Source organism: Tamlana sp. s12 (genome assembly GCF_016767215.1).
Classification (GTDB): domain Bacteria; phylum Bacteroidota; class Bacteroidia; order Flavobacteriales; family Flavobacteriaceae; genus Pseudotamlana; species Pseudotamlana agarivorans.
The window spans coordinates 557,927-580,291 of record NZ_CP068547.1 but is presented as its reverse complement, the minus strand read 5'-3'; the positions used below and the strand labels follow the sequence as shown (position 1 = coordinate 580,291).

Below are 22,365 nucleotides of genomic sequence, written 5' to 3'. Positions count from 1 at the left end.
TTTTGCTGAATTCTAAAAGGTTTATAATTAAAAACGCACTCTTTTACGAGCGCGTTGTGTTATGCTAATTCTATATCAAATTGCGTTAAATCTTTAAACTGCAATAAGCGTTGATGAACTTCTTGATCTGACAAATTTTGTGTGCGTTCTGTTCCAAATTTTTCTACACAAAAGGAGGCTAGGGTAGAACCGTAAATCACGGCCTTTTTCATGTTTTCGAATGAAAAATCGTTTGTTTTAGCTAGGTAACCTGCAAATCCTCCGGCAAAAGTATCGCCAGCACCTGTTGGGTCAAACACTTCCTTTAACGGTAATGCAGGAGCGTAGAAAGCTTGGTCTTTATGAAATAATAAAGCACCGTGTTCCCCTTTTTTAATTACCACATATTTAGGTCCCATGGTTTGAATTTTTTGGGCGGCCACTAACAACGAGTATTCTCCTGTTAGTTGTCTAGCTTCTTCATCGTTAATTGTAATCACATCCACACGCTTAATCACATTTAATAGATCTTCCAATGCGCAATCCATCCAAAAATTCATGGTATCTAAAATGGCCATTTTTGGTTTTGCAGACATTTGATCTAAAACACTAGCTTGGACGAGAGGATGTAGATTTCCTAACATCACGACTTCAGCATCTTTGTAGTTTTCAGGAACTACAGGGTTAAAATCTGCCAAGGTGTTTAGCTCCGTAACTAAGGTATCTCGAGAATTCATGTCGTTGTGGTAGCGTCCGCTCCAAAAGAATGTTTTACCATCTTTAACGATTTCAATTCCTGAAATATCAATGTTTTTATTGGATAATAAGTCTAAATATTCCTGCGGAAAATCGCCTCCTACTACTGAAACAGCAGCAGTATCGATATTAAAATAAGAAGCCGCAAGACCGATAAAAGTTGCAGCGCCCCCAAGAATTTTATCGGTTTTCCCGAAAGGCGTTTCAATAGCGTCAAAAGCTACTGTGCCAACTATTACTAATTTACTCATAAAAGAGAATGGATAATTTTTGTGCAAATATAAGCCTTTTTACAGATTAGGCCGATTATATTTATTTCAAATTGATTGAAGTTTGATACTTTAGTGGTTAAAGATTAAGATGTTGTTTGGTGCTGATGATGAGGTTGTTGGGTTTATTTTCTTCCAAAATCAGCAGGAATTTCCCCCCAAGCTTTGGTTTCCCATTTTACGATGGTGGTTTGGTAAGTATTATTTTTTAACCAGTCTAAAGCACGATCAACTAAGTCAAAAACAGCCTTGTTTTTTGCACTGCGTTTTAATTTGGTATTGCAAGTTTTCTTTTTTACCCAACTCATAGCAATTTTAGAATCGGTGTACATAATACGGTCGCTATTGTTTTTTTTCAGTAAGGCCAAACCGTGTACTAGGGCTAAAAACTCACCTATATTATTGGTGCCTTCTTCAAAAGGGCCTTGAATAAAAAGTTGTTTTTTGGTTTTTGTGTCGACACCTCTGTATTCCATGATTCCCGGGTTTCCGCTAGAGGCTGCATCAACGGAAATAGAATGGTAATTAGGTTTCCCTATTTTTTTTAGTTGTTCGGCGCTTAAGACGCTTTCAAAAGATTTGTTTTTTCCGACGTAGTCGAAATAATTACCATCCAGAGCTTTTTTCGCAGCTTCTAAAGAAGGAAAGGATTTGTATTGGGCACCAGGATAATCTTTAATTAAAGATTTACAAGTGTTCCAGGAGTCAAAAACCCCAGTTTTGTGACCTTTCCAAATGGTATAGTATTTCTTTTTAGGTTTCGACATTTTTGTTATTGCCTCGAAGGAGGGAATCTCATAAATTTTAGTTGTGTTCTAGACACAGATTTCACAGATTTTCACCGATTAATAAAGTATGCTACATGTAATAAGCTGAGAACACCTTATATAATGTTATAAATATACAAAGGTTCTTCAGAGTGAATTTTAATAACAATTACGTATGGAGTAGTTTTTCTACCACCTTAGGAAAGTGCTCCATTTCTAAGGTATGAATTTTTGCAGCAACATCATCGGCTGTGTCGGTTGGATCAACTTCACAAGTAGCTTGGAAAATAATGGCGCCTTCATCGTAATGTTCATTCACATAGTGTATGGTGATGCCTGTTTGTGCTTCTTTGTTGGCAACCACCGCATTATGAACATGCATACCATACATGCCTTTTCCTCCATAATTAGGTAGTAAAGCAGGATGTACATTAATAACTTTATTAGGAAAGGCATTCAAAATATTATCAGGGAATTTCCAAAGATATCCTGCAAGTACTATTAAGTCTGGTTTAGAGGCTTTTAATATATTAAGGACGTCTTCCGTTTTTGAGATGGCTATCCTATTAAAGGATAAAGCACTAACGTTAAGTTTTTTTGCTCGATCCAATACTTTCGCTTGTGGGTTGTTTGTAAGCACCTGTACCACCGATGCGGTTTGGCTATTTTCGAAAAAACGAATTAAATTTTCGGCATTTGAGCCGCTTCCTGAAGCAAAAATCACAATGCGTTTCATCTATTTTGAAGAGTTTTGTTAGGTGTTGTAAAAGATTTTATACAAATTTAATTGTATAATGTCGTATTCTTAATTTGAATTATTTTTTGTTCAGATAAAATAGAAAATCCAAGCATAGCCTTAGCTACGGTTTTATTTTATATTGAAATATGGGCGAAAAAGAAACAAATTACATGCGACATTTATATGGTTAAAATGGTATTAACGCTAAATAAGGAGAATTCTTGTTAAAAACCTCCTATGTTACGTTTTTATACAGACTTATAGACTTATATTTGTACCGGCAAAAAAAAGAATAATTATTAACAATTAGAAGCAATTATATAAATACTTAAAAGTAATTTTAGTAAATTACAGACACATTTTTAAAGTAAAGACGTGTTTTAAAAATAAAGTTTTTTATTTTTGCAGCCTAAATTAAAATTTTAAAATTAAAAGTTATGTCAGACATTGCATCAAGAGTAAAAGCGATTATCGTAGACAAATTAGGAGTAGATGAGAACGAAGTTGTTACTGAAGCTAGCTTCACAAATGATTTAGGAGCAGACTCTTTAGATACTGTAGAATTAATTATGGAGTTCGAAAAAGAATTCGATATTCAAATACCAGATGATCAAGCTGAAAATATCGCAACAGTTGGTCAAGCTATTTCTTACATAGAAGCAGCAAAATAAGTAAAAACAAGCAAAATACTTTATGGAATTAAAGCGAGTTGTAGTCACAGGATTAGGAGCTTTAACACCAATAGGCAATACCAAAGATGAATATTGGGAAGGCTTAGTTAGTGGAAAAAGTGGGGCTGCGCCTATAACGTATTATGATACCGAAAAGTTCAAAACAAAATTTGCCTGCGAATTAAAGAACTTTAACGTAACCGATTTTATCGATAGAAAAGAGGCTCGAAAAATGGATAAGTTTGCCCAGTATGCTATGGTAGCTGCAGACGAGGCCATTGAAGATGCTAAATTGAATCTTGATGAGGTTGATAAATTACGTGTTGGTGTGATATGGGGTGCAGGAATAGGTGGATTAGAAACCTTCCAAAATGAAGTTTTGAACTTCGCCTCTGGAGATGGAACACCAAGATTTAACCCGTTCTTTATTCCTAAAATGATTGCTGATATTGCACCAGGAAACATTTCTATAAAACATGGTTTTATGGGGCCAAATTACACAACGGTTTCTGCTTGTGCTTCTTCTGCTAACGCGATGTTTGATGCCTTAAACTCTATACGTTTAGGTCATACCGATGTGGTTGTTACAGGAGGTAGTGAAGCGGCAGTAACTATTGCTGGAATGGGTGGATTTAATGCCATGCATGCCTTATCAACTAGAAATGAAAGCCCAGAAACGGCTTCTCGTCCATTCGATGCCACAAGAGATGGCTTTGTTTTAGGCGAAGGTGCTGGAGCTCTTATCCTAGAAGAGTACGAGCATGCTAAAGCAAGAGGCGCTAAAATATATGCCGAGTTTATTGGAGGAGGTTTATCTTCTGATGCGCATCATATGACAGCTCCGCACCCAGATGGTATTGGTGTTATAGCGGTAATGAAAAATTGTTTGCAAAATGCAGGTTTAAAACCTGAAGATGTAGATCATATTAATACACACGGTACATCAACACCATTAGGAGATGTTGCCGAGCTTAAAGCCATTTCAGAGGTTTTTGGTGATCATGCAAAGTCTATAAATATCAATTCAACAAAATCAATGACAGGGCACTTATTAGGTGCAGCTGGAGCTATTGAAGCGATATCGGTTATTTTGGCTATGGAAAAGGGTATTGTACCACCAACCATTAACCATACAACTGTAGATGAAAAAATTGATCCTGAATTAAATTTAACTTTAAATAAGGCTCAAAAACGCGACGTAAAAGTGGCTATGAGTAACACCTTTGGATTTGGTGGTCATAACGCTTGTGTGGTATTCAAAAAATTAGATTAAATCCGAACGCTATAAACCATAACGATAAATTAATTTTTACAGTAAAATGAAACATGGTTTATTACATCTGACATTAAAATAGTATATTCGACATCAGATGAAAAGCATTCGCAACATATTAAATTCCCGTTTTAAACGCAACGGGAATTTTTTTATACAATTAACTGAAATCCTTGGTGTTAAGCCCAAGGAGATTAAGTATTACAAACGCGCCTTTACACACCGTTCCATGAATATCAAGGACAGTAAAGGAAACCCTTTTAATTACGAGCGTTTAGAGTTTCTTGGGGATGCGATGTTGAGTTCTGTAATAGCTTCACACTTATATCTGGAAGTACCAGGTGGTGATGAAGGTTATCTCACTAAAATGCGTTCTAAAATTGTAAGTAGAGAGCATTTAAATGAGTTGGGTAAGGAACTTAAATTAATCAATCTTGTTGAAAGTAAAATCCCAGCAGGTCAGTTTGGCGATAATATCCATGGAAACTTATTTGAAGCCTTAATAGGAGCTATTTTCCTAGACCGGGGTTATAAATACTGCGAAAAATTTATAACCAAATGCCTTATAATCCCTCATGTAGATATTGAAACCCTAGAAGGTAAAGTGATTAGCTATAAAAGCTTATTAATTGAGTGGTGCCAAAAGGAAAAGAAAACATTTAATTATCATGTTTATGATGATACCGGAAACGACGAGCTGCGTCATTTCTCAGTAAAACTCTCCATAGACGACAAAGTCGTAGCTAAAGCCCGTGCGACATCCAAGAAAAAAGCCGAAGAAAAAGCATCAAAACGTGCCTTCTTTGCTTTCCAGAGTAGAATTTCTAAAACTATTTAGATTTTTTATGCTTCCGAAGAAAAGATTCTACGTAAAGTAAAGATATGATTTATACTTTCTATAACTATAATTAGTTTTATTTTCATATGTAAATTAATTTTATGAAGAAAATTCTTACTATATTGCTGGGGTGAATATATCATGATACTTTTCGATATGCTGTACTGTTTTGTTTATTCAAAAGGTTAAGTTTATTAAAATGTGGAAGATAATTAAAACGGAAGCATGTCAGGGAAACCAGCAGCAACATTAGGAAGTCACCATACTTGTCCCATGTGTAGTGGCACCACGCCACACATTGGTGGACCAATTATACAAGGCGCACCTAATGTATTAATAAACGGAAATCCTGTCGCTACTATAGGAAGTGTTTGCACTTGTGCTGGTGGTCCAGATACAGTGGTTACCGGAAATCCAACGGTTTTAATTAATGGTAAAGCAATTGCTTGTTTAGGGGATATGACGGCTCACGGCGGTGTTATTGTGTCCGGATCAGCTAATGTTATTGTTAGTAGCAGTGCCCCAGAACCTCCTAGGGCTGTAATGCCAATAGATAAAATTCCATTTCCTGAAATTACCTTTTTAGACAGAATTAAAGCTGGACTAGTTGGTTAATTGTTAAATCTTAAAATAGCAGAACAAAATCAGGAAACAATTAGAAATCTTGCTGAAGAGCAGAATGAAGAAGAAAAAAGCTTACCAAAGTTACAAGGTGAAATTATTTTTGTACACGGGTATTTAAGCGACCCCGTAACCAATAGTGAATCGCATTGGAATGCCATAATGGATTTAAATCCAGATAAAACAGGGTGGTTTACTAGGCGTGGTGAAAATACAAACGAATACAACCGTGCAGATCATGATGATTTTTACACGGCAGACCAACATAAAGCAGATTTACAGAAAAGTAAAATCAGAAAAATAGTTGAAGAAAAATTAAGGAACCCAAATACAACGGTTTTTAGCACTCCAGAAAGTAAATATACAGGATATTGGAACCTTAAAGAGAATCAATTCAAGGCTACAGAAACCTATGCTAAATATTTTAATGCCGAGGGGCGTGTACATTATGTAAACGGATCTCACGGTTTAGGTAGTAGTGGCGCACACCGCGTAGATCATGGAATCTCTTTGGGTTACGAGTGGGCAAAGCATAATTGGGGGCTTTTAGAAAAGGAGGATGTAGATGCTAAAATAAGTGAAAAGCCACAAATAGAAAGTTATACACCACATTATAAACCTGTAACTATTGTAGGGCATAGTCAAGGGGCCTGTATGGCAGCAGGCGTAAAATTGGGTGTTATAAAGTATGCCAAAGATATGGGGTATAGTGAGGTCGCTATAAATTCCATTTTCTTAGGGGTTCATCAACCTCGTGGACTTTTTGGTGATGATTATAATACCTTGGTAAAAAAGAAAACCAAAGAATATATGGTGAATAAAAATGCCGTATTGTTTGGTAAAGAAGAGGATAGTGGGAAGGAGTTTTTAAATGCCTTATCAGACCTTTACAATCCGAAATATAAAAAAGTACATAATTATAGGGGGCTTTTTGAACACGTAAAAGAAATTTGTGGCAGTTGGGAAGCTTTTAAAAGTAGAGCGGTACAGTTTACCTTTCCTAATGATAGAGGTGATTTGGTGACTATTGATGGTGACATTCCAGAAATTAAAAGTGCTTGTCATCCCAAAACTGATAAAACATTATTTAGTGCAGAGTATTTTCACCATAAAAAAAGTATTCCTTCTTATTATTTAGATAGTCAAGATAAAGAAGTTATAGATTTATGGTTGGAAGGTGCCGATGGTGGTTTCTTGGTCATTCCACCTTATGTTGCCAACCGCCGTTTTAATTTTGAGGATGTACATGGGGAAAGTAATTTATTTCATAATAAAAGTAGTGATGAAGAATTAATTCATGGTAAAGAATGGGGAGCTTATAAAAAAGTAGCATTGCGTTGGGCAATCGCCATGAATGCATTTAGGGTTGCTGAGGAGAACTACGAAAAACAGTCTAAACATAAATTTGACCATGAAACTGTTGGAGAGGTTTTAATAGGCACCCATGCTTTTATTGAAGAAAATAACCAAAAAATAAGAGAATATTCTAATTTAATTAAAATTTATCAGGACAAACCCATAGAAGTTAGTCTTTTAAAATTGTTTAAAAACAATCTTGATTACCCCATAAAATTACCTAGTTATTTACATTTAAAACAAGGTATTAGTAGTGAGGATAAAAAAAGTTGCTTGTATTACAATTTAGCATACGTGACTTACCAAAACATGCTTTTGCAATATGCACCACTTCAAACGGCCGATTTGTATGCGCATTTTAGTCCCGTCGCTATGATTACCCATAAAAAAATACTTACCGATTTCCCTGATGATGACTTAGGAAAAACCTCCATATTTGATCGTATTAAAAAGGCTGGCGAGGGTCGGTTTTATAGGGTGGAGTATAAGGGAAATGGAAAAGAAATAGAAGAGCTAACAGATGAAGAAAAAAGGGAGCAAGAAAATGTTAGTGTTAATGGTCAGTTAGTAACTAAATTAATTGATACGTCTATTGCCAATACTCAATATATAAATAATGTAGTGCAAGCTTATGTTTATGAAAAAGAAGCCTATGAAAAGAAGTTATATGATGAAGAAAAGCATAAACACTAGTCTTATTTTACTAGTCTTATTCACAAGCTGTAATTATTTCAAAAATAAAAAAGCACATAAAAAGATGCAAGAATACTTCGAATATGAAGATCTACATAAACATCAGGGAACTGAAAATTATGAAGTTGTAATTATATACAATGAAAACTCAATTATTAAAGAAAAGCTCATTGAAGAGAAACAACATTTTTTGTCTGTAATAGGACGTGATGAAAAACAAAAAATATCAGAAAGGAAGAAAGTTGATTTTTTTGGTAACACAATTAATAAATTTATAATTTATAACACATTAAGTGATGGAACTTTATGGGGGAGTGAACATTATGTAAACTGGTTAATTAATGGAGATACCACTAAGCATGACTATATTGATCCTTTAACACTAGAAGATAAAAATGAACCTGAAAAATGGTTAAAGGAATTTATAGAATATTATAATAAAGCTAGTTATGTTTATGAATCTTCATGGAGTTATTATATGAAAATTGAAGAGAAATGGTACAAATTTAAATATGACAAATCATTATTTATACCAGAGCTATTTAATAAACACGTTTACAAACAATACCCAGCCAAAGACCCTAAAGACATCCGTATGCTACCACTTATAGAAAGCATGGAAGATTTAATGAAATCTAAAACCATAAAGGTTGTAGATTACATTCAGCAGGATAGCGAAAAAGGTATCGGTTTGAATCCCATTAACTTTTCATCGGGCTATTACATGTTGGAGTTTTATTTACCACAGGGTGATACTTTAAAATTTAGACGTTATGGGGCAATGGGCGTGTCTTCAGAAATGTTTGTTTATCAAATTCCCAAAGCTTTAGGAGGTAGTGATGAAGTCTTTTTCATAGAACAGGAGCCTAATAGTATGTATCCTAATAAATCTTTTGCTGGGTTTTATGCCATTCGTCCTAAAAACTACAAGCAACTACCCGAATACAAACTTCAGCTTGAAAAAGAACATCAGCAAGCTGTTGAAAAGCGCAGAAAATTTTAGATAAACTCTTGTAACTTTATGAAGAATAAGAGAATATTACAATTTAGCATACGTGACTTACCAAAACATGCTTTTGCAATATGCACCACTTCAAACAGCCGATTTGTATGCGCATTTTAGTCCCGTCGCTATGATTACCCATAAAAAAATACTTACCGATTTCCCTGATGATGACTTAGGAAAAACCTCCATATTTGATCGTATTAAAAAGGCTGGCGAAGATCGGTTTTATAGGGTGGAATATGTCGGTAATGGAAAAGAAATAGAAGAGCTAACAGATGAAGAAAAAAGGGAGCAAGAAAAAAAGTTTGTAGAACGGACCAAAACAAAAAATAAGTTAATTAATTCCTCTATTTCCGATACCGAGTATATTAATAATGTAAAACTGGCCTATGTGAATAAAAAGTAAGATTATGAAAGTAAGTTATATGATGAAGAACAGTATAAAAATTAGTTTTATTTTTTTTGTGTTTTTCACAAGTTGCAATTATTTTAAAAATAAAAAAGCACATAAAAAGATGCAAGAATACTTCGAATATGAAGATCTACATAAACATCAGGGAACTGAAAATTATGAAGTTGTAATCATATACAATGAAAACTCAATTATTAAAGAAAAGCTCATAGAAGAGAAACAACAGTTTTTGTCTGTAATAGGACGTGATGAAAAACAAAAAATATCAGCAAGAAAGAAAGTTGATTTTTTGGGTAACACAATTGATAAATTTATAAAACGTTAAGCGATGGAACTTTATGGGGGAGTGAACATTATATAAACTGGTTACTTAATGGAGATACCACTAAGCATGACTATATTGATCCCTTAACAAACGAGGATAAGAAGAACTGGGGGAAATACAGCGAAAAATTTGATGAATTATATAATAAAGCAAGTTGCGTATACGAGAATTTCACTGGCTACTATTTTAAAGTAGATAATAAATGGTTTAAAATAGAAGAAGATCCTTTACGGTTTAAAGATTGTCCTGAAAATTTCACTAAGCTCTACCCAGCCAAAGATCCCAAAGACATCCGTATGCTACCACTTAAAGAAAGCATGGAAGATTTAATGAAATCTAAAACCATAAAGGTTGTAGATTACATTCAGCAGGATAGCGAAAAAGGTATCGGTTTGAATCCCATTACCTTTTCATCGGGCTATTACATGTTAGAGTTTTATTTACCACAGGGTGATACTTTAAAATTTAGACGTTATGGGGCGATGGGCGTGTCTTCAGAAATGTTTGTTTATCAAATTCCCAAAGCTTTAGGAGGTAGTGATGAAGTCTTTTTCATAGAACAGGAGCCTAATAGCATGTATCCCAATAAATCTTTTGCTGGGTTTTATGCCATTCGCCCTAAAAATTACAAACAACTACCCGAATACAAATTTCAGCTTGAAAAAGAACATCAGCAAGCTATTGAAAAGCGCATAAAAATTCTTGAAAAGTAAAACGAGGCTAATTAATATGTATTCTTTTTTTATGAAAACCTCAAGTTTTTTAGGTTAAGATAATGATTATTTAATCTTCTTGACTATTCAAACGAACTACAACGTTTTAGTAGGAATTATTGTTAACAAACTATCATTAGTTTCATTTCGCTATGATATAATATTATCTTTGTGAAGTTTGAATGTAAGTTATGGCTGTTCAAAAATTTGTTTTAGATGACGCTTTTGATGAAGCATTTTATACCTTAATTGGTATACACTGTAACGTTGAAGATTATCGCCTAGCATATCTTATAAACCAAGGTTTAGGGATTGCCTTGAAAAGAAGGAAAACAGATTTAGATTTAAGTCACAGTCAAGCAGGATTTTCCATTTATGAATGGGAAGACCAAAAACAATTAATCAACTGGAGTTTAGTCTCTAATATTTGTAAAAAAGAAGAGTTTCAAAGTCGAAATTTTGAATCATTATTCGACTCTCAAGAAAAAATAATAAAAACATTTCATTTATTGCCAGAGTATAAAACTGTAAATTTCCTATTAAAAATTGATAGTGAAATAAGCTCCAGCAAAACGAAGTATATTTTAGATAATCTTTTAAAAATACCTCAAATTGCAACAGCCTACAGTATTGATTCTAGCATATTGAAATCTAAAGACAATTTAATTTTTAACTAATGGCGACAACAAAGAAAACCAAAATAGTAGCAACTCTAGGTCCTGCTACAAGCTCCAAAGAAGTTTTAAAGCGTATGCTTGAAGAAGGAGCAAACGTATTTAGAATTAATTTTTCTCATGCCGATTATAACGACGTTGCAGAACGTGTTAAAATGATACGTGAGTTGAATGAAGAATACGGGTTTACTGCTGCAATTCTAGCCGATTTGCAAGGACCAAAACTTCGTGTAGGCGTTATGAAGGAAGAAGTTGTAGTAAATGCTGGTGATGAAATCATTTTTGCTACAGGCGAACGTTTTGAAGGTACTAAAGAGCGTGTGTATATGACTTACAAAAGGTTCCCGCAAGATGCGAAACCTGGAGAGCGTATCCTTTTGGATGATGGAAAACTTATTTTTGAAGTAGTTTCAACCGATAGTGAATCTGAAGTTAAGGCTAAAGTTATCCAAGGAGGTCCTTTAAAATCTAAAAAAGGTGTAAATCTTCCTAATACGAACATATCTCAGCCTGCATTAACTAAAAAGGATATTGAGGATGCTATTTTTGCCATTAGCTTAAATGTCGATTGGATTGCTTTATCGTTTGTGCGTCATGCTGAAGACTTAATGCAGTTGAGTGATTTAATTGCTGAGCATACCGAGCATAAAATTCCTATTATAGCTAAAATTGAAAAACCAGAAGCGATTGAAAACATTGATAAAATTGTTGCACATTGTGATGGTTTAATGGTGGCTCGTGGAGATCTTGGTGTTGAAATTCCAGCTCAAGAAGTACCACTTATTCAAAAACAATTAGTGTTACGAGCGAAAAAGGCCAGAATTCCGGTAATCATTGCTACACAAATGATGGAAACGATGATTTCTAGCTTAACCCCAACTCGTGCAGAGGTTAACGATGTGGCGAATTCGGTTATGGATGGTGCTGATGCCGTAATGCTTTCTGGTGAAACTTCAGTAGGGCAATATCCAGTACAGGTTATTAAGCAAATGTCGGATATTTTAAAAAGTGTTGAAAATTCAGGATTAATTCAAGTACCTCAATTACCACCACATATCCGCACAAATCGTTACATCACTAAGGCTATTTGTTATCATGCAGCAAATATGGCTAACGAAATTAGTGCTAAAGCGATTTCTACACTTACAAATAGTGGTTATACAGCTTTCCAAATTTCGGCTTGGCGTCCATCATGTCATATTTTAGTGTTTACTTCAAATAAGCGTATCTTAACACGTTTAAGTTTACTTTGGGGTGTTCGTGCTTTTTACTACGATAAGTTTGTAAGCACCGATGAAACCATTGAAGACGTAAACGCCATTGCTTGCGACAAAGGGTATTTAGAAGCTGGTGATATGGTTATTAGTTTAGCGGCCATGCCAATTCAGGAAAAAGGTATGGTAAATACGTTACGTGTTACCGAAATTAAAAAGTCTAGTAAAGCATAGATTTATAAAACATACATTATTAAAAAAGCCCAACGAATTTAAATTCGTTGGGCTTTTTTATTTCTAGGGATACAGAGGCTGAAAAAAAAGAGCCGCCCTTTAGGCAGCTCTTTTTGATAGGCTCGGCATTTATTTAGTAAGCTCCTAAGTAGTAGCTACCAGAAATGGTTTTTAACTTAGCACCTTTTTTAATTTCTTTTGTTGCTGTATTTATAACATATATAGCACCTTCCATACCTGCTGGCGTTAATGGTACATAGGCCATATCTCCAATAAGACCAATGTTTTGGTATTGACCTAAAGTTGAAGATAATTCAGGAGCAGTTTCTATATCAGTAGATAATTTAACCGAGTTAGACGGATTGTGTAAATCGATTAAAGCAATATATCCACCTTCAGCATCGTCGGAAGTATATAAAACAACACCAATACCATCTTTCACATATCTCCAAGCTCTAATTCTTGCGCCCGTAAGACCTAAAGCATCATTTAAGCTAAAATAGAAGTTAGGATCGTAATCACTAGTTGCGCTATTAATACGTAAAATTTCAGAACCACCAGTAGCTGTAGCTTGGTAAATATGACCATCGGTACCTATGTACTGCGTCATAGTACGGTATGCATTATTGTTTTCTTTTGAAAGCGTAGAAGTAATATAAGTAGGATTTCTTAATGATGGAAAATCTACAATTAAAGTTTTCGTACCATTTATTTCAGAATCACTTGGCCAAACAGGTTTACCTTCTTCATCTAATTCAGGTGTCGCATTAGGGTCTAATTTTCTTACTCTACATCCAATAAAAAGTTTGGTTTGGGCATCGTTTAAAATTGGTACATCTACACGACCTACACTGTAACCAGCCGCTCTTTCTTCGTCTGTCCAAGGGAAGTCAAATATAGCAGTGTTTGTAATGGCAGTTCCATCTAAATCTAATAAAGCTATTTTTACTTCACTATCATGAGCTACAAAGGTGTAGTTTGGAGCTTCTCCTTCATATTCTACATCGTATGTGCTTGCATAAACACCAATACCAATACCTTCAGCGGCTTTCATCCAACGAGGAGCTGTTCCTAAAATAGCTGCGGTATTTAATTCGTAACCTACCTCTTCGAAATTAGCTTCTCCGTTTACGGCGTACTTGTTAAATACACCACCTTCAGTTCCTGTATATTGTATGTTGTATAAATATGCACCATCTTCAGAGGCTTGAACACGAGCTGTACGGCTTGATTTTAAACCAAGACCTTCAACAAAGTTTCCGCCCTCTATTTTAAAAAGGTCTAGTTCGAAGTTTGGGTCTGCTGCATTTTCTTCAGTTAAGGCGTAGGCACGTGTACCACCATTTCCTCCAGTTCCATTATCGTCTGGGAAAGATCCTGTAATGGTTATCCAACGTGTCCCAGTTTCTTCTGGTGTTGTTCCTTCACCTTCTGATATTTTATCATCACTGCTACAGCTTGTAAAAGCTAAAATGAGACTTAATGCTCCTATTTTGATTAGATTTTTTTTCATGTTAAAAGTTAAATTGATTATAAAAAGTTATTGATTATGTAATTTAATTTGAAATAGATTCCTCTTCCTGGTTTTTGTATCGCAAAGTTGTCGTAGAGCTCGGCATTAAACAGATTTTTGATGTCGACACTAGCTACTAATTTTTTAGAAGGGAAACGGTAACTCACACCTAAATCATGTGAGATTTGACTTGGTGTTTTAGACCATTCTGGTTGTCCCCAAACGGTGTAATAATCACCTACATAGCCTATAGTGTAGTAGGTATTTAGAATGGAATTTTTTTGAAATAGATTATCAAATCGGTATTGAATATTTGCATTTATGGTGAAAAAAGGTTCGTTAGGAACTTGTTCACCATTTAGGGAATGCGGATTGTTATTTGAATCGTATTCCTGTTTAAATACATTTCTAAATTTTGAAAAATTAAAAGAGGTATTTAATCTGTTATTATAGATATATATAAGCTCTGCTTCATAGCCGCGGGCCTGTGTCTTACCCAAATTCACATATCTTGTGGTTTGAATATCGGCATCTTCTTCATCTTCGATTTCATCTTCATCAACGGCTTGTTGCGTAATCTTATCGAGTCCATTACGCCAAAAAGCATTGGCGTAAACCGATATTTTGTGTTTCCCGCGCTCTAAAGTGCCAAATCGAAATCCTAAATTGTAATTGATGTTTTGTTCTGGTTTTAAATTTGTATTGGCTAGGATGTTAATTTCTGGAGCTCCAAATAATTGGTTCTCGGTAGGTGCTATATAAGAGTTTTCCCCTGATGCAATCAGGTAAAAATTGGAAAAGGCGTTTAGAGATATAGTTCCGCCATAACCAAAATTTGAATTTGCTGTAAGCGTGTCTTTTGTTATTACGGTATTTTGACCGTTTACTACCCCTATTTCCGATTTTGTTTGTTTCGTTCTGTTGCTGGTGTATTTACCTAATAAGTTTGTTTTTAGCTTTCTATTAAAAGTTTCGGCTTCGTAATTAAGCGACAAAATATTTTGTGATATAATACTTTTTGTTGCCAGATCTTGGTTAATAGGGTCTAATAAATCCTGATCTGTACGCCTTGTGCCTTCGTATTTGTGATTAAGAGAAACACGATGTCTATGAGCCACCATATATCCTAAATTTGATCTGATATTTGTGATTTTTCTGTCTATATCAAGCATGGTTTTTTCTGCTTGTTGTCCTCCTTGAAGCGTTTTTAGTGGAACTCTTTCTCCAAATTCAATAACTTCACGTATTTTACCATCCCAGTTATAGGCTACTCCCACAGTGTCTTGTAAATAAGTATTTCTATAACTTTGTGCACCATTTATGGTAAGTGCTAAATTTTCAGTTAGGAAATCTTTCTTGCTGTAATTTAGTAAGATGACGTTAGCTGCGGTTTCATTAAACCTTCCAACATAAGGCACAGCCATGGTTGTACCATGAGGGATTTCTTTATAGTTACTAGAGCCGTTATAACCTATAAAAAATTGGTCTGCCCATTTGGTGTCGGTGAATCCAGCTTCAAAACGTCCGCCAATAGATTTATAGGTGTTGTTGAAGCGTTTAGCACGGTAAGGTCTGGTAATTTGTCCTAAATAATTTACATAAGTTGTTGAGCGTCCCCAGGTTTCATAGCTATTATCGGTATAGATGTAAAATGCTGCTCCTCGAAAGGAGAGTCCTGTTTTTTTATCTCTATAGGTAACACCAATATCAGACTGAAAGGTGTTAAAGGATCCGTAAGAAGCCGCAAGATTTATATTGTTTTGAGATACGTCTTTCTTTAGTACCACGTTAATAGCACCACCAGCATAATCGCCTGTGAGGTGTGATGGCAGGACGCCCTTGTAAACCTCTATGCGCTCAATCATAGAAGTAGGTATATTATTAAGATTGAAGGATTGACCGTAGGTTGAGATTTCTAACCCATCAATAAATATCCCAATGGCACTTCCAGACATCCCATTAAGATTATATTCAACATTAGAACCGATTCCTCCATTTTGTCTTATACGAACACCTACCGATCTGTCTAATAGTTCGTTTGGTGTTAAGTTTCTTACCGAGGCTTCTTTGGTGTCTATAATGGCGACTGCAAAACCACCCTCTTCAATTTTCTCTTTTTTGGTTTTAGTACGTAAATGAACTTCATCTAAATCCTGATATTCTGTTATTTCTAGTACGTATTTTATATTGTGTTCTTTGTTGCTTATCTCGGTTTCCATGGTATGAGGTTTTGCCTCTAAGGAATGTGTTTGAATGGTGTACTTACCATACGGCAAATTTTTAAACACAAATTCACCATTAATACCCGAAGACGTTATTCTTCTCACAGAATTCCCTATTAGAGTCACTTGAGCTCCTAGAACGGGTTCGTCATTATTAAAGGCGATTTCACCATATAAATGTCCATTTTGGCTAAAGTTTAAATAACTTATAAGTGCGAAGATTAGCGTTAAATATATTTTGCGAAAAGGCATTTGTTAATTTTTTGTCAAAATTATACTTATTTAGACTAATTACAAATAGAGGTTTAAGATTTCGTAATTTTTTAAAAAAATGAAGTGAAACAAATAAAGTGATAATTTGAAGTATTGAAAAACACTAAATGCACAATATTAATTTAGATTAATTACAAATAATGAATTTATGACAATCGAATATTTCTAGTTTTTTGGGTTATTAAAAGTGGAAAGACGTTAATAAACGGCATAAATTGCTGCAGGAATGTGAAATAATGTTAAAATCCAAATTTTAACTGCACACTTACGCTTTCTTTTTCTGGTATTTTTTTTGTTTCGGTGTTTAGGTTTGATAAAGAAATTCCTAAAAGTCGAACGGAATTGTTAAGCTGTTCATGGTATAACAGGTCTTTAGCGGTTTCAAAAATGAGGTCTTTATCATTTATAAAATAGGGGAGGGTTTTACTTCGGGTTTGCAAGCTGAAATCGCTATATTTTATTTTTAGAGTGATTGTTTTTCCAGCAACTTTTGATTTAGAAAGCCGTTTGGAAACTTCTTCGGCGATATGGTCTAATTTTTCAAGCATAAAGACTTCAGAGGATAAATTTTCACTGAAAGTACGCTCGGCAGCTAAGCTTTTTCGAATGCGGTTGGGCTTCACTTCACTAGTATGTATGCCACGAACCACGTGGTAATAATAGCGTCCAGATTTCCCAAAATGGGTTTCTAAAAACTCTAAAGACTTGTTTTTTAAATCCAATCCTGTAAAAATGCCTTTTTGGTACATTTTTTCGGCAGTGACTTTTCCAACACCATAGAACTTTCTAATATCTAGAGCTTCTAAAAATGAAAGCACCTCTTCTGGATTCACTGTTTTTTGTCCGTTAGGCTTATTATAATCGCTAGCCACTTTAGCAATAAACTTATTTATTGAGATACCGGCAGAAGCAGTTAAACCTACTTCATTAAAAATACGTTCCCTAATTTCTTGAGCAATTAGAGAGGCACTCGGGTTCCCTTTTTTGTTTTGTGTGACGTCTAAGTAGGCTTCATCGAGAGATAGCGGTTCCACCAAATCGGTGTAGTCTAAGAAAATTTTTCGTATCCTTTTGGAGATTTCTTTATAGCGTTCAAAATTGGTTTTTACAAATATGAGTTCCGGACAAAGTTTTACGGCCAAGTTACCAGACATGGCGCTTTTAACACCAAATTTTCGAGCTTCGTAACTAGCGGCACTAATTACGCCACGTGTTTCATTACCGCCTACAGCTATGGCTTTCCCTTTTAATTCTGGGTTATCCAATTGCGCTACCGACGCGTAAAAGGCGTCCATATCGACATGAATTATTTTTCTTATTGGTAAATCGGATAACATACTGTAAATTTATGAATTCCTGAGAAGGTGTAATCTTTGTTTATTCAGATTTTAAAATTAAATAGCGACCATATGGTAAATGGGTCCGATGGCATATGATAGAGATCGAACGTAAGTTTTTAGTGAACTCTGAAACTTTTAAAAAAGAAGCTTTTAAGCAAACCCGTATTTGTCAAGGGTATTTAAACTCTCATAAAGATCGGGCGGTTAGAATCCGAATAAGAGATGATGAAGGCTTTATCACGATTAAAGGCGCCTCTTCAAAATCGGGCTTATCGCGATTTGAATGGGAAAAGGTGATTTCATTAGAAGAAGCTGAAGCCCTTATTAACCTTTGTGAAGAAGCCATTATCGATAAAATACGCTATGAAGTACAAGTTGGTATTCATGTATTTGAAGTCGATGAATTTTTTGGTGATAATACTGGTTTGGTACTTGCCGAAGTAGAACTCAAAACAGAATCCGAAACTTTTATAAAACCCGAATGGTTAGCCGAAGAAGTTACAGGAGATATTAGATATTATAATTCACAATTAAGTAAAAACCCATTTAAATTATGGAAATCATAAAAAAAATAGCCTCAGTTTTTTTAATCATGTTATACATTGTCTCTTGTAAAGAGGAAGTTAAAACACCAGAAGTTATACCACCTACTCCAGAAGAATTGGCTGTCATGAAAGTTAAAGATTCTTTATACCATGCTTTTGTAAAGGCTGAATCCAATAAAAAAACACAGAAACAAATTAAAGAGGCTTTAGATGCGAAAGGCTATAAAACTTTCGATTATGTGGATGAAAAAACACAGGATACCATTTTAATGCAGCAATACTATATCGCTTTTTTGAAGTCTGGCGCTATTCGAGGTCAGAATGAAGAAGAAACAGCCGAGCTTCAAAAGCAACATTTAGAATACTTAGGAAGAATGTACGAGGAAGGTCATGCCGATATTTCTGGACCGTTTGGTGATGATGGTGATATTAGAGGTATTACCATATACAATGTACCTACAAAAAAAATGGCCGAACGTTTAGCTAATGAAGATCCGATGGTTAAAGCAAATCGTTTAAAGGTTGAAATCCATCCTTGGTGGGCAGCAAAAGGTTTTCATTTAAGATGATTTTTAAATTTATTAAAGGTCTTTATTTCGTTGTAAACATCGCAATCATTTTAGCGCTACTCTTACTTCATTTTGTAATTAAAGATAGCACATACGAGTGGTCGTTGATATTTTACCCTTTTCCTTTGCCTGTAATTATTGGTATTGTAGTTGGGTTGTCTATATTTCTTGGGAAATGGCGAAAATATAACTTAATAGTGGCTGGAATTTTACTGGTAATATGGTTGGTCGGAAGCTTTAGGTTTACCTTTGCTGAACCCATTACCGAAAAAGATTTAGAAGTCGTTTTTTGGAACACCTCTCGCGAACATCATTTTGAAGATGCCGTTGAGCAATATGGTAGTTTTCCTGATGTTATGGTGCTTGCCGAAGCTAGTGATACCGATTTTACGCGCTTGCAGGCTTTGTACCCGCAGTATCATTTTTACAAATCTAAACTAGAACTTTCTGTTTTTTCGAAGCATCCCATGACTGTTATTTCCGATAATATTTCCAAGTATCATACTTCGGTAGTCCATTTTGAAACTTCGGGTATTCATTTCTATGCGGTCGATGTTATGGGTAGCAAGGATGTGCCTAGGCATTGGGAGCTCGATTTTGTAGATGAACAAATTGGGTTTGGTGAGCGAACTATGGTTTTAGGTGATTTTAATTTGCCTTACGAATCCCTGTTTTTTAGGGAAATCAAAACGCATTTCAACCACTGGTTTTCTTCGAAGGGCAATGGCTTTCGAGAAACATGGCCATGGGGTTTGCCTTTATTATCACTAGATCATATTTGGGTGTCTAAAGATTTAGAGATTTTGGATTCTAAAAAAATCAATTCTCTAGAATCGGATCATGAAATGATAAAAACGGTGATTAAACGGTAGTGAATAAACCTGTCATGCAGAAAGAGGTAAAGCGTCTTCTTTAAACGGAAAGATTCTTCAGTCGTACCTCCTCCTGACAGGATTAACTTTTCAAGCTTTGAAACTTTGTAACTTTCTAACTTAAAAAATCTATAAATCAAATTTTATCCCCTGAGCCAAAGGCAGTTCAGTAGTGTAGTTAATGGTATTGGTTTGTCGGCGCATATAAACTTTCCACGCATCCGATCCCGATTCACGACCGCCACCAGTTTCTTTTTCACCGCCAAAGGCACCACCAATTTCAGCGCCAGAAGTCCCAATGTTTACATTAGCAATACCACAATCGGAGCCTTCCACCGAAAGAAAACGTTCGGCTTCACGTAAATTATTAGTCATAATCGCCGAGCTTAACCCTTGGGCGACGTCATTTTGTATGTTAATCGCATTTTCAATCTCACCTTCGTATGTCATCACATATAAAATAGGGGCAAAAGTTTCTTGTTTAACCATGTTGTAATGTGGTTCAACAGCTACAATAGCGGGCTTCACATAACAACCACTTTCATATCCAGAACCTTTAAGGGTTCCGCCTTCAACAAGTACTTGGCCGCCTTCTTTTACAACCTGTTTTAGGGCTTTGTTATACATTTTAACAGCATCAGTATCTATGATAGGGCCTACATGGTTGCTTTCATCTAAAGGATTTCCAATGCGTAATTGTTGGTAAGCTTTAGTAATGGCTGTGACCACTTTATCGTAAACGCTTTCATGAATAATTAAGCGTCTTGTTGAGGTGCAGCGCTGTCCTGCAGTGCCTACAGCACCAAAAACGGCTCCGATAACTGTCATTTTTATATCGGCATCAGGCGTCACAATAATGGCATTATTACCACCAAGCTCTAAAAGAATTTTTCCTAAACGGGCAGCCACTTCTTGTGCAACAGTTTTACCCATTCTAGTGGATCCGGTTGCCGAAATTAAAGGAATTCGGGTATCTTTAGTCATAAATTCACCCACTTTAGCATCGCCAATAATCAGATTAGAAATACCTTCAGGTAAATGGTTTTCAGCTAATATTTCAGCTATGATATTTTGACAAGCGATGCCGCAAAGCGGTGTTTTTTCCGAAGGTTTCCAAACACAAACATCACCACATACCCAGGCTAAAGCCGTGTTCCAGGCCCAAACGGCTACAGGAAAATTAAAGGCAGAAATAATACCAACCACACCAAGGGGGTGGTACTGCTCATACATGCGATGCCCAGGGCGTTCGCTATGCATGGTCAGGCCGTGTAACTGACGGGACAGGCCAACCGCAAAATCGCAGATATCAATCATTTCCTGTACTTCACCTAAACCTTCTTGGTAACTTTTACCCATTTCATAGGAAACCAATTTGCCCAGCGCTTCTTTTTTCTCTCTTAATTTATTTGAAAATTGCCTTACGATATCGCCACGTTGCGGTGCTGGGATTTTTCGCCAATGTAAAAAGGCTTGGGTAGCGCTTTCCATCATTTTTTCGTAATCGGCTTTTGTTGTGCTCGTTACCTTAGCGATTAGTTGGCCATCAACAGGGGAGATGCTATCGATGGATTTTCCGTTTGAAAACTGGTTTGAACCGGTAGAAGTACCTGCGTTAACAGGTTTTATACCTAAAATGTCAAGGGCTTTATCTATACCGAAAGAGGTGTTAGGGTGAGTCATTTTTAAATAATTTAAAGGCTTTTCAGCCATTTTTACTAAAGTAATATTTAAATGTGGGTTTTAAAGCGTATCATCTTTTCCTAAACAGAACTTTAACAAAAAAAGGCCGTCTAAAAAATAGACAGCCAATCTGTTATAATATTTGAAAAATAATTGTTTTTTACTTTTTCAAGAATATAAAACTGAAGTAATTAATACCGCTTTCGCTTTTACTAACGCCTATGCCTATTTGCGTGAAATCGGCTTCAATATTGTTTCTATGTCCCGAGTCGTTTAGCATGGCTTCAACAACATTGTCGGCGTTTTGATATTTATTAGCCACGCTTTCTGCCATTTTAGTAGGGTTTTCGGCTGAAATTAATAAACTAGCACGTTCTTCGTAGTTGTCGTAACTCAATTTGTCTTGGGTAGCCATGTACAAGCTGTGTTCTTCAGCTAAAGTAGTCGCATAAGCATTAAAGGCTAAGGTGGGTAGGTCTAGTTCTGACCTATGGTCGTTTAATAAGTTTAGAATTTGACCGTTAATACTAGAGTCTTCTTGATTAGAGTCATCATCATTTGAAGAACAAGACAATACACTTAAAAATAAAGTGCAAATAACCATGAGCGACCATGGTTTTAGGTAGGTAGTTTTCATATTTATAGATTTGGGTTCTCAAATATACATTTTAAATGTGGCAGATTGGTCTTGTAAATTTTGTAATTTGTTGTTTTTTATACGAAAATTCTTTCTCATATGTAGGTTTAGACTTGTTTGAGTGCGTGTAATTATGTCATTTTCATGCTTTTATAGATGAAATGTGATGAA

Annotated in this window: 22 protein-coding genes; 14 read left to right on the top strand and 8 right to left on the bottom strand. The window is 35.3% G+C overall.

The genetic code is table 11. The annotated features are described in order from the left end of the window. Window positions 1-59: 59 nt before the first annotated feature. From JJL45_RS02430 to JJL45_RS02420, 3 genes are all read right to left on the bottom strand, one after another. A complete protein-coding gene (locus tag JJL45_RS02430) occupies window positions 60-986 on the bottom strand; it encodes a PfkB family carbohydrate kinase (protein WP_067145243.1) in 927 nt (308 codons plus the stop codon). A 143-nt stretch (window positions 987-1,129) separates the two neighbouring features. Beyond that, the gene (locus JJL45_RS02425; protein ID WP_068600885.1) at window positions 1,130-1,771 is read right to left on the bottom strand and encodes a viroplasmin family protein; all 642 of its coding nucleotides are present in this window, start codon (window positions 1,769-1,771) and stop codon (window positions 1,130-1,132) included. Window positions 1,772-1,940: 169 nt separating this feature from the next. Continuing rightward, window positions 1,941-2,507: a phosphoribosylglycinamide formyltransferase gene (locus tag JJL45_RS02420; RefSeq protein WP_068600887.1), complete on the bottom strand. Its 567-nt coding sequence runs from the start codon at window positions 2,505-2,507 to the stop codon at window positions 1,941-1,943. A 440-nt stretch (window positions 2,508-2,947) separates the two neighbouring features. On the opposite strand from JJL45_RS02420, the gene JJL45_RS02415 reads away from it, so the two are divergent. The 11 genes from JJL45_RS02415 to pyk all read left to right on the top strand — a co-directional run bounded on the left by JJL45_RS02415 (window position 2,948) and on the right by pyk (window position 12,540). Further along, window positions 2,948-3,181 carry an acyl carrier protein gene (locus tag JJL45_RS02415; RefSeq protein WP_007647141.1) on the top strand — a complete coding sequence of 78 codons (234 nt, stop codon included), beginning with the start codon at window positions 2,948-2,950 and terminating at the stop codon, window positions 3,179-3,181. 22 nt (window positions 3,182-3,203) lie between these two features. Then, a complete protein-coding gene (gene fabF, locus JJL45_RS02410; protein ID WP_068600888.1) occupies window positions 3,204-4,454 on the top strand; it encodes a beta-ketoacyl-ACP synthase II in 1,251 nt (416 codons plus the stop codon). A gap of 97 nt (window positions 4,455-4,551) precedes the next feature. Then, the gene (gene rnc / locus JJL45_RS02405) at window positions 4,552-5,292 is read left to right on the top strand and encodes a ribonuclease III (protein WP_068600890.1); all 741 of its coding nucleotides are present in this window, start codon (window positions 4,552-4,554) and stop codon (window positions 5,290-5,292) included. Window positions 5,293-5,517: 225 nt separating this feature from the next. Beyond that, complete coding sequence (locus JJL45_RS02400) at window positions 5,518-5,907, top strand: PAAR domain-containing protein (protein ID WP_068600893.1); 390 nt, start codon at window positions 5,518-5,520, stop codon at window positions 5,905-5,907. Beyond that, the gene (locus JJL45_RS02395; protein ID WP_068600895.1) at window positions 5,908-7,962 is read left to right on the top strand and encodes a hypothetical protein; all 2,055 of its coding nucleotides are present in this window, start codon (window positions 5,908-5,910) and stop codon (window positions 7,960-7,962) included. It begins immediately after the preceding gene. Between the two features lie 64 nt (window positions 7,963-8,026). Further along, window positions 8,027-8,965, top strand: coding sequence for a hypothetical protein (locus JJL45_RS02390; protein WP_202664225.1), 939 nt, complete (start codon window positions 8,027-8,029; stop codon window positions 8,963-8,965). Between the two features lie 67 nt (window positions 8,966-9,032). Then, window positions 9,033-9,374 (top strand): hypothetical protein, encoded by a 342-nt coding sequence (locus tag JJL45_RS02385; RefSeq protein ID WP_068600900.1) that lies wholly within the window; start codon window positions 9,033-9,035, stop codon window positions 9,372-9,374. Between the two features lie 4 nt (window positions 9,375-9,378). Beyond that, a complete protein-coding gene (locus JJL45_RS02380) occupies window positions 9,379-9,705 on the top strand; it encodes a hypothetical protein (RefSeq protein WP_068600902.1) in 327 nt (108 codons plus the stop codon). A gap of 296 nt (window positions 9,706-10,001) precedes the next feature. Next, a complete protein-coding gene (locus JJL45_RS02375) occupies window positions 10,002-10,418 on the top strand; it encodes a hypothetical protein (protein ID WP_202664224.1) in 417 nt (138 codons plus the stop codon). A 191-nt stretch (window positions 10,419-10,609) separates the two neighbouring features. Then, a complete protein-coding gene (locus JJL45_RS02370) occupies window positions 10,610-11,095 on the top strand; it encodes an IPExxxVDY family protein (protein ID WP_068600906.1) in 486 nt (161 codons plus the stop codon). Continuing rightward, window positions 11,095-12,540, top strand: coding sequence for a pyruvate kinase (pyk, locus tag JJL45_RS02365; protein WP_068600908.1), 1,446 nt, complete (start codon window positions 11,095-11,097; stop codon window positions 12,538-12,540). Before JJL45_RS02370 ends, pyk begins: the two co-directional genes overlap by 1 nt. Window positions 12,541-12,673: 133 nt before the next feature. Here the strand turns inward: pyk and JJL45_RS02360 are convergent, their stop codons facing one another. The 3 genes from JJL45_RS02360 to dinB all read right to left on the bottom strand — a co-directional run bounded on the left by JJL45_RS02360 (window position 12,674) and on the right by dinB (window position 17,885). After that, window positions 12,674-14,053, bottom strand: a complete 1,380-nt coding sequence (locus tag JJL45_RS02360; RefSeq protein WP_068600910.1) for a hypothetical protein — start codon at window positions 14,051-14,053, stop codon at window positions 12,674-12,676. A 17-nt stretch (window positions 14,054-14,070) separates the two neighbouring features. Beyond that, on the bottom strand, window positions 14,071-16,527 hold the full coding sequence (locus JJL45_RS02355; protein ID WP_068600912.1) for a TonB-dependent receptor: 2,457 nt from the start codon (window positions 16,525-16,527) through the stop codon (window positions 14,071-14,073). 260 nt (window positions 16,528-16,787) lie between these two features. Then, window positions 16,788-17,885: a DNA polymerase IV gene (gene dinB, locus JJL45_RS02350; RefSeq protein ID WP_068600914.1), complete on the bottom strand. Its 1,098-nt coding sequence runs from the start codon at window positions 17,883-17,885 to the stop codon at window positions 16,788-16,790. Between the two features lie 95 nt (window positions 17,886-17,980). Between dinB and JJL45_RS02345 the strand changes: the two genes are divergently transcribed. From JJL45_RS02345 to JJL45_RS02335, 3 genes are read left to right on the top strand one after another with little or no spacing between them, the layout of a single operon-like run. Then, window positions 17,981-18,454, top strand: a complete 474-nt coding sequence (locus JJL45_RS02345; RefSeq protein ID WP_068600916.1) for a CYTH domain-containing protein — start codon at window positions 17,981-17,983, stop codon at window positions 18,452-18,454. After that, window positions 18,442-19,002, top strand: coding sequence for a YciI family protein (locus JJL45_RS02340; protein WP_068600919.1), 561 nt, complete (start codon window positions 18,442-18,444; stop codon window positions 19,000-19,002). The genes JJL45_RS02345 and JJL45_RS02340 overlap by 13 nt, the downstream gene beginning before the upstream one ends. After that, window positions 18,999-19,874, top strand: coding sequence for an endonuclease/exonuclease/phosphatase family protein (locus JJL45_RS02335; RefSeq protein ID WP_068600921.1), 876 nt, complete (start codon window positions 18,999-19,001; stop codon window positions 19,872-19,874). The genes JJL45_RS02340 and JJL45_RS02335 overlap by 4 nt, the downstream gene beginning before the upstream one ends. A 129-nt stretch (window positions 19,875-20,003) precedes the next feature. Here the strand turns inward: JJL45_RS02335 and JJL45_RS02330 are convergent, their stop codons facing one another. Both JJL45_RS02330 and JJL45_RS02325 read right to left on the bottom strand, forming a co-directional pair. Further along, window positions 20,004-21,557 carry an aldehyde dehydrogenase family protein gene (locus tag JJL45_RS02330; RefSeq protein WP_068601722.1) on the bottom strand — a complete coding sequence of 518 codons (1,554 nt, stop codon included), beginning with the start codon at window positions 21,555-21,557 and terminating at the stop codon, window positions 20,004-20,006. A gap of 160 nt (window positions 21,558-21,717) precedes the next feature. After that, window positions 21,718-22,194: a CAP domain-containing protein gene (locus JJL45_RS02325; protein WP_068600923.1), complete on the bottom strand. Its 477-nt coding sequence runs from the start codon at window positions 22,192-22,194 to the stop codon at window positions 21,718-21,720. Window positions 22,195-22,365 lie beyond the last annotated feature (171 nt).